The following is a 12853-nucleotide window of genomic DNA, read 5'->3' on the forward strand; positions in this document are numbered from 1 at the left end:
TAACGTATTTTTCGGGAACAGCCCCGGTATGCAAAGAAAAATCGGGTCATACGGTTTCGAAAGGTCCCGCGGCGCCGGCATAGGGCGACTGGATCAAACCGTGGCGGCTGGCCAGCAAGGTCATTTCCGCCATCGTCTTGACTTCGAGTTTGTCTTTGATCGCGGTGCTGTGATTGCATACGGTCTTGTAGCTCAGGCACAGCCTTTCGGCTATCTCGCGCGGAGTCAGGCCGTTCACCAGCAGGCGGAAAATATCGAACTCGCGCGGCGAGAGCTGTTTGATGCTGTCGGCTTTGTCCTGCTCGTTCACCATCGAAATCGCCACCCTTTGCGCCAATTCCGGTGCGATAAAAGTGCCGCCTTGTGCGATCTTGCATACCGCGGTAATCAGCGTATCCGGTACGCTGGATTTGATGATGTAGCCTCTCGCTCCGGCCTTCAATGCCCGAGAGGCGTAGATCGGCTCGTCATGAATGCTGAATACCAGGATTTTGCAGCGCGGATCGCGCTGCATCAGCCGGCGGATCGATTCGAAGCCGCCGATGCCGGGCATCGAAATATCCAGCACCACCACGTCCGGATGCTGCCGGTCGTATAACTGGCAAGCGCTTTCACCGCGGTCGGTTTCATAGATCATGCCGATGCTGTCGCACAAGGAAAGATAGGTTTTGTAGCCGGCTCTCACCACCGCATGATCGTCCACTAAGAGGACGCTGATTTTTTCAGGCATGCTCGTCTCCTTAAAAAAATAAGCGGGCATGATCCCTGTTATCGGCGACAAAATCCATAGGAAAAATTCCTGAATTTTTAGCTTGCATCAGCGCAGAACCTGGCGTGAACCGCTGAATCTTTAATACAGACGTACCGGAAAAATTCCTTAAGTATTAAAGGAAAAATTCCCTAACCGGATTTCGGGAAATTTTTTAAAATCATTCCCTCCAGCACTTATAGCGGAGTTGTACCGGCCTGATTGTTGCGCCGTTATAAACCTTGAAATGCTGGGTAATTCCTCATGAGCTGTCACGGAAATGAGATGTCCCCTCGGCAAGGAAGTGAGCGATGCGCGACAGGCCGTTTGTTGCTCGACTGTCTGTCCTCATCGCTCCGGCTTCCTCCGTGTTTGTGCCGACATGGTGGGGGCAGACCGTAAAAAGCAGGATCAGTGATCGTCTTCTTCTCATTCGGTCTGCAGGCGCTTGCGTTGCGCCTGCAGATTTTTTTGCCGGGACGGCAACGGAAGCTTGGCCGCAAGAGGAGCATTCAAAAAGAGACGAGATTAAGCGGCAGTCTTCCGGCGGCAAAGGGATTGAATGGCCGCTCAGTCCGGCAGTTGTCGATTTCCGGCTTGTACGCGATAGGGAAGCGCGATCCATCCGTTGGCCGAGCGGAGCCGAAGTCAAAAATTCTTCTGCTGCGCGCGCTATGAAAATGCTCTAAAACACGATGGGCCGGCGTCGGCCGGCCCGCATGAAAAATGCTGAGTTCCGTCTGGCGGCCGTTCACGGCGCTGCCGTTTCGGCCGTAGCACCGGCGGGTGCATAGCCGTTGACTTCGATTTCGAGGAGCGGCTGGCCTTCTTGCCCCATTTGGCGGAATTTCAAGGCGCCGGGGAGAACGACGGGAGCCTCGCCGGCGGCGCAGGCGGTTTTAACCAGAAGCCATGGGGAATCCCGGTACGAGGAACCGTCGTCGTCGCGGTAATTCAAATCGGTCGAGAAATCGACCCAGTTTTCGTCGATGGGCGCTTCGTCGACCAGAGGCTGCGCTTCGCTCTCGCTTTCCGGCTCGAAAACCAGCGAGGTACTGGTCAGCCCTGCGCGGTAGACGACTTCGTCGGCGTTCGAGGTGAACCAGTAAGCGATTTCGGGCGCCCGGCCTTCGACTCCGCCGCGGAGAATATCGTTGATTTCGAAGAACTGCTTGCCCGGCGTGATGCGGTCGGCATCGACATTGTTCAGGCGGATCTTGGCGCCGTAAATGCAGCGGCTTTCTGACTCATTGCGCCAGACCCGGTCGGTCACGAAGCCGACAGTGATCTTGACGGGCCTGAATCTTCTGTTGAATCCATTCAGGACGAGGGGGCGCCTGGCATTCTTGATTTGCTTGTAGCCGTCGGGAATCTTCGGAATGGCGCAAGTATTGTTGGCTCCGCCGTTGGGCTCGAACGTAGGAGGAATGGAGCCTTCTTCGTCGGCGCCGAATTCGCCCGTCAAGTTGCAAAGCGTGTAGGCCGAAAGTCCCCCTTCTTCAACGTCGAACCCTTCTTCGGATAAGGCGATGAAACCGGTGGCCATCGCGGAGGTGGAGCCGAGCCATAGCGCGCCGAGCAAGGCGCTGTGCAGTATGTATTGGTTCATGGTTTTCTCTGTTGTTATTGAACGTTTACCCTCTACGGCCGGACCTCGCTTTTATCCGGACGCAGAGCCCATCGATCCGTCCCTGTGCAAGGCGGTCGATGATACGCGTTGGCCCGGCGCTAACGAAGGGAAAAAGTCACTGAATAAACCGGGAAAATTTCCCGTGATGAATGGCTTGCCGCTTTTTATCATAGTCGGCCGCTTTCCGAGATTTTTTACCCGCCGTCCTATGTTGTCTTCAAAATCCGCCCTTTTTTCACCGTATGGACGGCGTTTGCGTCCATTATGCCTGTTGGCGTTCGCTGCATGGACCGATCCGGCTGTTTCCGAAAACGTTGACGAACCCGGTCCCGACGAACTCGAGACCGTGACCGTCGAAGAGGAGAAATTGACCCGGCTCGGGCCGTGGGAAGGGCTGCAGTTAGCCCGGGAAGAAATCCCGGCGAACGTGCAGTCGCTGAGCGACAAAGACATCAAGTCGTCCATGGCGACCAGCCTGGGCGATTTGATGAACGGCAAGCTTCAGTCGGTCAACGTGAACGATTATGCGGGCAATCCGTTTCAGATGGACATTACCTTCCGCGGCTTTTCCGCCTCGCCGCAACTCGGTACGCCGCAAGGGCTCTCGGTCTTTCTGGACGGCGTCAGGGTCAACGAACCGTTCGGCGATGTCGTCAACTGGGACCTCATCCCGATGAACGCTTTGGCCGGGCTCGATGTGTTTCCGGGTTCCAATCCCCTGTTCGGGTTGAATACGCTGGGCGGCGCATTGGCTTTGCGCACGAAGAACGGATTCGACGATGCCGGCGTGGATGTCAGTTTTCAAGGCGGTTCCTGGGACCGCAAAAAAGGCGAACTGACCGCCGGCTGGAACAAAGGGAAACTCGGCGCTTTTGTCGCATTTACCGGTTTCGACGAGGAAGGCTGGCGGGTCAATTCTCCCTCACAGGTCAATCAAGGCTTTGCCCGGTTCGATTGGCGGGACGATCATTTTTCGCTGCGTTTCAGCACCCTGGCGGTCGGCAACACGCTGCTCGGCAACGGTTTGATACCGAAGGACATGTACAATCAAAATCCGGCGTCGGTGTTTACTTCGCCGGACCGCACCGAAAACGAGCTGCAGCAATATAATCTGGGCGGCGAGCTTTTTTTCAGCGACAACCTGAGCCTGACCGGCCAGATCTATCGCCGCGACAGCCGCCGCACCGCGCTGGCCGGGGACATTTACGAGGATTTCGACGAGATGGACGAAGGCCGGGGGGCAAACAAGCTGGAGGCGGTTCCAGAGCAGCCGGCGGCCAATGGCCAGCCCGTGCCCGTCTGCCGATACCAGGACGTCAATCGCGACAATATTCCGGATTATTACCTCGTGAAAGATCTCAACGGAGACGACTATCTCGACGACGACGAATACGAGGTCATCGACCGCAGCACCATTAACGCTCCGCTGAATTGGAAGCTTGCGGAAGACAATGTCGAGTTGCTGCCGCCGTTGAACGCAAACGACGGATGCGGGCGTCTTCGCTACAACAATCCGGGCGGCCCCGGTTCGCCGGTGCGTCCGCGCAACGGGAAGGCATGGCCCGCAGGCTCCGCCGCTTCCAAAGGCTGGGTCGAAGGCACGCCGATCGGCGTGTTGAGCAATACCGAGATCGGGCAGCAGACGGACGGCGCTTCCCTGCAATTGAACTGGAACAGCGATCGGCATAAATTCATGCTCGGCACATCGATCGATGCGGCCGATACCGACTTCGAAACCAGCCAGCGCTTGGGATTGATCGACGCGGCGCATCGCCTCTACAGCGATCCGGCAAACATCGACCCCATTTATCTGGCCGCCCGCGAAGATATCCGCAACAATTCGTTTACCGGAAAATCCACGACATTCAGCGGTTATTTCAGCGAAACCTATTCCCCCAGGGAAAATCTGCATCTCAGCGTTTCCGGGCGTTTCAACCGGACGCGCGTGAAAAACCGCGTTCGGGCCCGGACGCGCGCCGGCTTCGAAGCGCTGCACCAGATTCTCGACATCCATAAAGTCAGGCCCAACGTCATCCTTTGCAGCGGAACCGATCCGGATACCTGCCCGGCCGAGGCGAACTACAACATCGGCGAGTTCGACCAGGACGTCAGGCAGCCGCTCGATCCGACGCTGGGATTGGGGCGGTACAGCGAAACGCCGACCGCCGAAACGTTCGACTATACCTCGTTCAATCCGTCGGTCGGGATCAGTTACCTGCCATTTAAGGACAGGGCGGTTTTTTATAAGGATTTGAACCTGTTTTTCAACTGGAGCCAGGGGACGCGTACGCCGTCGAGCGTCGAACTGGGCTGCGCCTATGACGGAACGCTGGTGCCGGAGAACCCCGGCGATCCCGAGTCGCCTTTGACGCCGAAGAGCTTTGCCTCCGTGGGCGGGGCCTGCACGCTGCCTACCGCGCTTTCCGGCGATCCTTTCCTGCCGCAGATTTTCGCCAACAGTTTCGAATTCGGCATGCGCGGCAAGTTTTTTGGGGATTTGGAATGGAACGCCGCCGTTTACCGCACCGATCTCGAAGACGATATCTATCTGGTCGGCCTGACGCCGGACCGCAGTTTCTTCGATACCATCGGCAATACCCGCCGGCAGGGGATCGAATTCGGTTTTTCCGGAAAAGCCGGCATCGTCGACTTCAGCCTGAATTACGGCTATACCGATGCGACCTTCCAGTCTCCCCTGGTCATGGTCAGCCCGCACAATAGCAGCGCGGCGGTGATCGCGCCCGACGATTACGATTATTTGAGCCAGGTGCAATACGACAGCAAAGGGCGGCCTTTGAACGCGTTGGACGACATGATCGAAATCAAGCCGGGCGACCGCATGCCGGGCATTCCCCTGCATAACATCAATGCGTCGTTGAATTTTCATCTGACCCCGAAATGGGAGTTCGGCATCAATATGATCGCCCATTCATCGTCCTTCGTGAGAGGCAACGAAAACAACGCGCACAGCCAGGGCAATTACGATTACTATTACGGATACGACACCAGCATCAGCCGGGAACGGTTGTTGCTGCGGGGGCAGCCGTTCAACGATGCGGGCAGCGTCGCCGGCTACGCCATTTTCAATCTGAAAACCCGCTACCAGATTACCCAAGGCTTATCGGTATTCGGCATGGTCAATAACCTGTTCGACCGCCGCTACGCGACCGCGGGGCGCCTCGGCATCAATCCGTTCTCTCCTTCGGAGCGGGGCGCGATCGGACCCAGCGGCTGGAACTACAATTCACGGGACTGGCAAAACAGCACTTTCATCGGTCCGGGCGCGCCGCGCGCCTTCTGGGTGGGGCTCGATTACAAGTTCGAACTTTGACCGGCCGTGCCGTTTCGGCCGGGTTGTGCAACGGCCGTCTCGCCGCCGGGGCGCCGTTCCAAAGCTATCCCGTCGAAGTAGCTCCATGCGCCGGCCGCGCCCGCAGCGATCGTCAGCGGCCACAGATAGGCATCGACATACGCCGCCGAAAACGCGATCAGGCCCAGAAAAACGCCGAGCAGCGTGAAGCGCCGGCCGTTTTTCAATCCGTCGGTATAAGCGCCCATTGCCAGGACCAGCAGAATCAGCAGGCCGGTTTCCTCATGATACAGCCTGCCGGCATTGTGGTAGGCATAGATGACAACCGTCGCGAATACGCAGCCGGCCCAGTGCAGCAGGCGCGGCTGGAGGCTTTTCCGGTCATTCCGGTTGTCCAGGTAGGCCGGTGCGACCGTGGCCAGTCCCAGGACGAACAGCATGAACAGCCAGTAATAATGGCAATGGTCTTGGGCATTGCGGGTGATGTAAGCGCCCAATAAAGACAGCGCCAGTAAGCCGACGAACAAACGGTGCGGGGTTAATGGGATGTTATTGATCATATCGACATTCTAAAGTTGGGTTGAAAGTTTGTTTATCGGCTTCGTGTCCGCCCCGCGCCCGCCGGCATGATGAACCGCCCGTAGGGTACGCTGCGCGTACCTTTTCATAAGGTACGCGCAGCGTACCCTACGACTTTTCGCCGAATGGAGAGCAACGCATTTTTTAACCGCCTCAGGCCGAACGGCCAGTACACGATCACCGTCATCAAGAGGGCAAACAGGGCCGGTTGCCGGCGCACGTCACCGGCAACTTTTTTGGTCAGCGCGAATTCGGGACGCTGCACCGCCTCGGCCAGTGCCTCCGCATCGCTCAGCCGCGCATAGCGGAGTCCCGCAGCGAGCGCCAGCTCTTCCAGGTAAGTTTCGTGCAGCGCGCTCAGATGCTCGCTGCCGGTCACCTTGGCGCTGCCGAACGGGGCATTGCGGGCGTTGTAGCCTTCGATCTGCGACGGATCCAGGTTCGATTCGCCGAACGAAGAGCGGTGCGGCACGTCGTCGGCCGTGTAATAACCGGCGGGTTCGCCGCGACTGTCGAACTTCGGAATCGGCACGGCGGTCAGGCCGCCGACGCCGACGATAATACCCTTGACCTTGCCCTTCAGCGCGGAAAAGTCGGGCCGATACCGCGGATTCGGCGGCGGCGCTTCATGGCCGTCGGTGATGAAAACGACGGACCCGTCCCGGTGTTGCAGCATCTCCAGCGTATTCATCAGGCCCTGGGCGATGTTGCTGTCGGCGGCCCAGGCCATGCGCCAGTCGATCTGGGCAATCGCGGCGTCGATTTCCGCATACGAACCGCACACCTCGATCGGTTCGAACAGCAGCGTCGAGCGCCGTTCGGTGAACAGCCCCAGTCCGACTCTGGACTGGCAGGGCAGTTTGACCAAAAGGTCGCGCAAGTTCCGTTTGACGAATTCGAGCCGGCTGACCGCGCGGCCGTCCTGCGTAGAGTCGGCCGCATTCATGCTGCGGGTGATGTCGACGATGAAGGTCAGGTTGTAAACCGGCCGTTCCTGTTCCTCGGCAGGGCGCGCAAACAGTACCCCCATTGCCAGAACCGCCAGCAGCAGGCATACCGTTCGATAGTCTTTCCACGAAAAATTCATCATTTGAAGCATTTACGGTAAACCGCGCGGAAATCCCGGCACGGTTGTCCATAACTGGGTTTTCTGCTGCACGGTTTCGTCCTCGTCGTCCGGCGAAATCCGGTCCATTTCCGGGAGCAGCCGCATCGCGGCTTCGAGATTGTACTTGGCGTCCCACTGCCGGCTGTCCAGCGCCAGCGACTGCCGGTAGGCCTGTTTGGCCAATCCGGCGAGCGGCAGGGCGGCAGCGATGTCCATCGTTTCGGCGTGAGCGATCGCCTGTTCGAGATACAGGTTGCCGAGGTTGTAGCGGCTTCTGGCCCGCTGCGCGGCATCGCCGTGGTCGATGACCAGGCTCAGCGTCGCCAGCGCCTCGTCGTAGCGGTGCTTGTTTTTCAGATAATACGCCCTGGCCAGCCGCAGCTCGAAGGGGCCGCCGATGACGGGTTCGACCTCGACGTCGCGGCCCGATACGAGGCGGGAGATCAGCGCATTGTTGGCCTGAATCCGGTACAGATCGGCCGCCCCGTAGAGCATGGCAAGAAGGCCCACGGCCAGCGTCAGCCAGAGCAGGGGATGGAGTAGCTGTCTCGTGTTCATGGTTTCGCTTCCGTTTTGACTTCGGCGCCCTTGAGCGCCAGCAGCAGGAGCAGCAGGATAAAGGAGGCCCGGTAACAGAGTCCGCTCAGATCCTGCCGGGGGATCCGTTCGAAATAATGGATCGGCAGATTTTCGAGCCGGCTGATGTCGGCGATGGCCTGCTTCATCGCATCGGGGCTTTCCGCCTGGTAGGCTTGATAAGGAATGTTCAGGCTGGTGAAAAACTGGTGCAGATAGCGCTCCGGCATCGCCTGCGCGTTGTCGTCGCGCGGATCGGCAGGTTGATCGTAAATGCCCGGACTATTAGCCGTGCGCAGAAACAGCCAGTACAGGCGAACCTGTTTTTCCTTGAACCATTGCCGGAGTTTCTGTTCGCTGTCGGGATCGATCGCCGCCGCGCCGTCGGACACCAGGACGATTAGCCGCGATCCGGAGACGATCGGCCGTTCGAAAAACGACAATGCCATCCCCAGGCCCTTGCTGACATGGGTATAGGCGAGTGCCGGCGTCGCGGTCGCCGCGATCGCGGCCTTGACCGCCTCCTTGTTTTCGGTCATCGGCATCACGAACAGCGGCGCGGTGCTGTATTCGGCTACGCCGATCAGATCGTGCTCGCGCCGGTTCACGAAATCGGTCAGCAGACGCCGGGCGGCGGCGGATTTGGATTCTTCGCCTTCGTTACCGTTCGGCGCGCGGCCGGCGAAGCTGTTGTCCATGCTGTTGCTGCGGTCCAGAAGCAGCACGATTTCGGCGCCGTGGCCGATGCGTTCGACGCTTTGGCCGCGGCGGTGCAACCCGGCCATGCCGAGCACCAGGCCGGCCATCGCCAGCATCGCGAACAGCCGGATCAGCCAGTCCAGCAGCCCGGACAGCGGGTCGGGCGGCAGCAGCATCAGGCCCGGATGGGCATGTTCGCGCATGCCTTTGCCGACCAGCGGCAGCAACGCCAACGGCAGCGCGGTCAGCAACCACGGCGATTCCACGCCCAGATTCATCGGCTGCCCCGTTCGATTTGCCGGCAAGCTTGGCAGAGCGCGGTCAGTTTTTGCCGGTCCAGCGCCGTTGCGGAGACATTGCGGCTGAAAAAATAATGGTTGGAATAATTGAAAAACCAGTTCAGTTGGCTATCCAAACGGCGGTACTCGGGATGGGCCTCGTAAAAGCCGGCCAGCTGACGCTGATACAGCGGCTGCCGGTTCAACGCGTTCAGTGCCCGGTGCACGGTGCGCAGGGCTTCGGCCATGTCTTTTTCGGGGATTCGGGACAGCCGTTTCAATGCCTGCTTGAACAGGGTGCGCCGCCGCAAAGCCGGGAAATAGCCGTACAGGAACGTGAGCGCGCCGGCTGCGGCCGCCGCGGCGCCCGAACCTGCCGTAATCAGAATCATTGCCTGGCGCGTGTCCAGCTGCGGCGGCAAGCTGTCGGGCCGGATCGAAGCCCCGCCTTCGGCGCTTTTGACCGCCAGATCGCGCAGCGGCGACATCGTAAAACGCCAGGGCGGGATCTCTTTGTTGAAAGCGCTGCCGCCGCTGCCGAATTGGAGGGTAAAGCCGGGCAGGGTCAGGGTTCTGACCGTCAGCGGTGCGTAAAATACCTGGTAGCGAAGGTCGATCCGGTAGCGTTGGCCGTCCTGTTCGACCTCCACCCTGTTCAGGTTCAGCCAGCGGTTGAGCGGACCTTCGGCCGGCAGGCTGGCGGTGTTCAGCGTGATGCCGGAGCGGGTCTCGATCAGAATCTTCTCCCGAATCTCGTCGCCGATCACATAGCCGAAAGGCCTTGGCGTTTCGACCTCGAAGCGGATCAGCGCTTCCTCGGGCGCGCCGGAGCAGCCTAGCAGCAGTAAGGGAGTCAGGATCAATAGGCGTTTCATGCCGCTCTCTGGTGTAAATAGCGATTGATGGCGGGAATGTCGCAGTGTTCGATGAACAGCGGCTCGCTGCCGAAGGCGCGAAAGGCCCCGATCAGGTGCTGCCGGCGTTTCGCGTAGGCGGCGATGATCCGTTCCCGGAGAGACGGGCGCATGACCAGGGTGCGGGAGACGCTGCTTTCGATGTCGCGGACGGACAGCAAGCCCCAGGAAGGCAGTTGCCGGTATTCGCCCGCATCCCACAGTATCAAAGGAACGATGTCGTGCATTTGCAGGGAAGCCAGCAGGTCGCGCAGGTGCGCGAGCGGAAAATGGGCGTCGGTCAATAGAAACAGCAGCGCCCGTTCGGCGGGCAGATACGCGGCGGCATTCCTGAGTCCGGATGCGCTGCCGGACAATTCGGCGGTTTCGAGCCGGCAGGCGAGGCGGGATACCGCCGCCTCATGCAGACCGGTAGGCAGCAGCCAGTGCGGCTCGATGCTTTCGGACGCGCCGATGAAGCCGAAGCGGTCTCCATAGCCAAAGGCCGAGCGCGCGAGCGTGCGCAGCAGGGCGGTCAGGATCTTCTGCTTGCCGGCATGGCCCATCGACCCGGACAGGTCGGCGAGCAGATACACGTCGATCCGGCTCGGCTGCCGGTAGGCGCGTACGTGAAAATGTTCGAAAGGGTCGAGCACGCTGGCCCGAAGGTCGAGGCGGCGGGGATCGTTGCTCGCGGCCAGCGGCTGGTGCTGTTTGAACAGCAGCCCCGCGCCGCTCATACGGCCCGGGTGCGCGCCGGGGTACACCGCGCCGGACAGCCAGTGCAAACGGTAATGAAGAAGATCGGCTTCAGGCATGGATTGGCGTTATATCGTCATTTCTCTGGAGCCCTGTGCGGGAAGTTCGAACTTCCCGGGATTGTAGGGTACGCTGCGCGTACCTTGTGGGGTGTTTGCCGTCCGAATACGTACAAAAGGTAGGCGCAGCGTACCCTACACCGTTCATGGCGATCGAGTGCCGGGTGGATAATTCATGATTCATCGCAATGCCGGCAATTAAGGTGCGGCGACCTGCTGCAGGATCGCAGCGGCCAGTTGCGGCACCAGTTGTTCCTTACGGTAACCGTACACCGGATTGATGAAAAGGCGGTGCCGGGTGCACACCTCGAATATCGCCTGTACGTCTTCCGGCAGCACGTAGTCGCGCGCTTCCAGCCAGGCGCGGGTCTTGGCGGCGCGGATCAGGTAACTCATGCCGCGCGGGCTTGCGCCGCTGAGCAGCAGCTGTTTCATGTCCACGTCGGCTAGGTGAATGCCGTAGCGTGCGGGATCTTGGGTAGCCTGCCAAAGGTCCAGCGCATAGCGGCGCAGCTTCGGGCTAGTCTGGATTTTTTCCTGCACCGTTTGCGCCAGATCATTCAGGCGGTCGTAGGCGATCCCGCCGGGATCGATGCCGGCGATCAGGCGGTCGACATCATGAAAACGGGGGTCGAACATCAACTGCTCGAGCAGGGCCTCGTCGTCCGGCCGCTCGATGCGGATTTCCATCATGAAGCGGTCTTTCGCGGCGGCCGGCAGTTCGAAGGTTTCTTGCCTTTCGACCCGGTTGCGGTCTGCGAATACCTGAAAGTGCGGCATCGCATGTTCGCGGTTGAAGGCATTGACGCTGCGTTCGGCCATTGCCCGGAGCAGCAGTGAATGCACCTGCGGGCGGGCGCGATTGATCTCGTTGAAGAAAAACGTGCTGAGCCTTTCGCCCTGTTTGAGGAGAGGGCCGGGATCGACGCGCGGACGGCCGTTTTCGTCGAGATAGGTGTAATAGATCAGATCGGCGGGCATCAGATCGATGGTGCCCTCGATGCGTTCGAAATAGCCGCCGAGCCCTTGCGCGACCGCGCGCAGCAGGGTCGTCTTGCCGACCCCGACATGGCCTTCGAGCAATACGTGGCCGCGCGCGAAAACCGCAATCACGATCTGTCTGACGGCCGGCTGTATGCCGATCACGGTTTGATTGAGCTGTTGTTCAAACCGCAGCGCCCGTTCGCGCCATTGGATTAATTCCGCATCGTTCATCATGGAAATTCGAAAAAAACTCCGGCAGACACATGCCGGAGTATTGAGTGGTATATTAGTCAAAGAACGAACTGGAACCGGCCTTGCCGTCCGCGGCTGGTCACCGCGAACGCCCAAGGCTCGCCGCCGGTTCCGGGTAATGCTGCAGCGATATTCATAGAAAGAGGTATCGCACATACAGCGATACCCTCGACAGGGAAATATCGATGCCGGTAAAAATCGCCAGCTGGATTTTCACTTCTTTTCCGTAAGCTTCATGAACACTCCGTAGGGTACGCTCGACTGCATGGGCAGAGATTTGCCTCCTGCAAATCTTCTGCATTCACGCCCTCCCTGGCGTTCATGCAGGAGGTAGGCAGAAAACCGCTTCTGCGTTTTCTGCATTCGCCATACCCTTGTGGTTTAGCAATGCAGAAGCAATTGCCGACGACTGCAAGGATGCAGGAGTTAGAGCAACGCATGGAGCAGTTGCCGACGACTGTAAGGATGCAGGAGTTAGAGCAACGCATGGAGCAGTTGCCGAGCGCGTACCTTTCGGTATCATCGCCACGAACTATTTCAAAGGTACGCAGAGCGTACCTTACAAGCTGGTTACCACGCGCCGGCGTGGTAACCCAGTGCCGGACGCGCCAGCGTCACGAGACACAGGCGCGTCGTAACCGCATTCCCACGCAGCGCGTGGAAACGAGAAACCCGGACATGCCTCAGATTTCGTCCACGTCGTAAACGAACTTGCCGGTCTTGTTGAAATGTTCCCAGCGCTTCTGATTGCGCGCTTCCATTTCGGCGATCGACTGCGATTGTTTGTTCAGTTCGTTGGGGTCGTGTTTCGGGTCGTATTTGCTGCCTTCGACCTTGTCGGGATAGCCCGGCTTCGGCTCCCAGCACACGCCGGGCTCCTTGCAGTGGGTGCCGTCGTAGGCTGCCGCGGTGAAGGCCGTTGCCGCCAACAGGGCGGCAGTGCTGAGCAAGAAAAACTTTTTCATCTCGGATCTCCTC

Annotated in this window: 12 protein-coding genes; 2 read left to right on the forward strand and 10 right to left on the reverse strand. The window is 59.4% G+C overall.

Features of this window, described 5'->3' with window-relative positions; all coding sequences use genetic code 11:
* Positions 1-46 precede the first annotated feature (46 nt).
* Positions 47-730: a response regulator gene (locus JJL52_RS04175; RefSeq protein WP_202051140.1), complete on the reverse strand. Its 684-nt coding sequence runs from the start codon at positions 728-730 to the stop codon at positions 47-49.
* A 432-nt stretch (positions 731-1162) separates the two neighbouring features.
* On the opposite strand from JJL52_RS04175, the gene JJL52_RS04180 reads away from it, so the two are divergent.
* Entirely contained in the window at positions 1163-1426 is a 264-nt protein-coding gene (locus tag JJL52_RS04180) for a hypothetical protein (RefSeq protein ID WP_202051141.1), read from the forward strand.
* A gap of 73 nt (positions 1427-1499) precedes the next feature.
* Here the strand turns inward: JJL52_RS04180 and JJL52_RS04185 are convergent, their stop codons facing one another.
* Positions 1500-2357 (reverse strand): hypothetical protein, encoded by an 858-nt coding sequence (locus tag JJL52_RS04185; RefSeq protein ID WP_202051142.1) that lies wholly within the window; start codon positions 2355-2357, stop codon positions 1500-1502.
* 274 nt (positions 2358-2631) lie between these two features.
* On the opposite strand from JJL52_RS04185, the gene JJL52_RS04190 reads away from it, so the two are divergent.
* Complete coding sequence (locus tag JJL52_RS04190; RefSeq protein WP_236994040.1) at positions 2632-5709, forward strand: TonB-dependent receptor; 3078 nt, start codon at positions 2632-2634, stop codon at positions 5707-5709.
* On the opposite strand, the gene JJL52_RS04195 is transcribed toward JJL52_RS04190, so the two are convergent.
* The 8 genes from JJL52_RS04195 to JJL52_RS04230 form a co-directional block, all read right to left on the reverse strand.
* Positions 5691-6248 carry a hypothetical protein gene (locus JJL52_RS04195; protein ID WP_202051144.1) on the reverse strand — a complete coding sequence of 186 codons (558 nt, stop codon included), beginning with the start codon at positions 6246-6248 and terminating at the stop codon, positions 5691-5693. The two genes, JJL52_RS04190 and JJL52_RS04195, sit on opposite strands and share 19 nt — an antisense overlap.
* Positions 6249-6352: 104 nt before the next feature.
* The gene (locus JJL52_RS04200; RefSeq protein ID WP_202051312.1) at positions 6353-7357 is read right to left on the reverse strand and encodes a vWA domain-containing protein; all 1005 of its coding nucleotides are present in this window, start codon (positions 7355-7357) and stop codon (positions 6353-6355) included.
* A 9-nt stretch (positions 7358-7366) separates the two neighbouring features.
* Positions 7367-7933 (reverse strand): MxaK protein, encoded by a 567-nt coding sequence (locus JJL52_RS04205; protein WP_202051145.1) that lies wholly within the window; start codon positions 7931-7933, stop codon positions 7367-7369.
* On the reverse strand, positions 7930-8928 hold the full coding sequence (locus JJL52_RS04210) for a vWA domain-containing protein (protein WP_202051146.1): 999 nt from the start codon (positions 8926-8928) through the stop codon (positions 7930-7932). The genes JJL52_RS04205 and JJL52_RS04210 overlap by 4 nt, the downstream gene beginning before the upstream one ends.
* Positions 8925-9803, reverse strand: coding sequence for a nonribosomal peptide synthetase MxaA (locus JJL52_RS04215; RefSeq protein WP_202051147.1), 879 nt, complete (start codon positions 9801-9803; stop codon positions 8925-8927). The genes JJL52_RS04210 and JJL52_RS04215 overlap by 4 nt, the downstream gene beginning before the upstream one ends.
* Positions 9800-10639: a DUF58 domain-containing protein gene (locus JJL52_RS04220; protein ID WP_202051148.1), complete on the reverse strand. Its 840-nt coding sequence runs from the start codon at positions 10637-10639 to the stop codon at positions 9800-9802. The genes JJL52_RS04215 and JJL52_RS04220 overlap by 4 nt, the downstream gene beginning before the upstream one ends.
* Positions 10640-10837: 198 nt before the next feature.
* Complete coding sequence (locus JJL52_RS04225; protein WP_202051149.1) at positions 10838-11857, reverse strand: AAA family ATPase; 1020 nt, start codon at positions 11855-11857, stop codon at positions 10838-10840.
* Between the two features lie 701 nt (positions 11858-12558).
* A complete protein-coding gene (locus JJL52_RS04230) occupies positions 12559-12840 on the reverse strand; it encodes a methanol dehydrogenase [cytochrome c] subunit (protein ID WP_202051150.1) in 282 nt (93 codons plus the stop codon).
* Between the last annotated feature and the right edge of the window lie 13 nt (positions 12841-12853).

The sequence above is a fragment of the Candidatus Methylomicrobium oryzae genome (assembly GCF_016745425.1).
Classification (GTDB): Bacteria; Pseudomonadota; Gammaproteobacteria; order Methylococcales; family Methylomonadaceae; genus Methylomicrobium; species Methylomicrobium oryzae.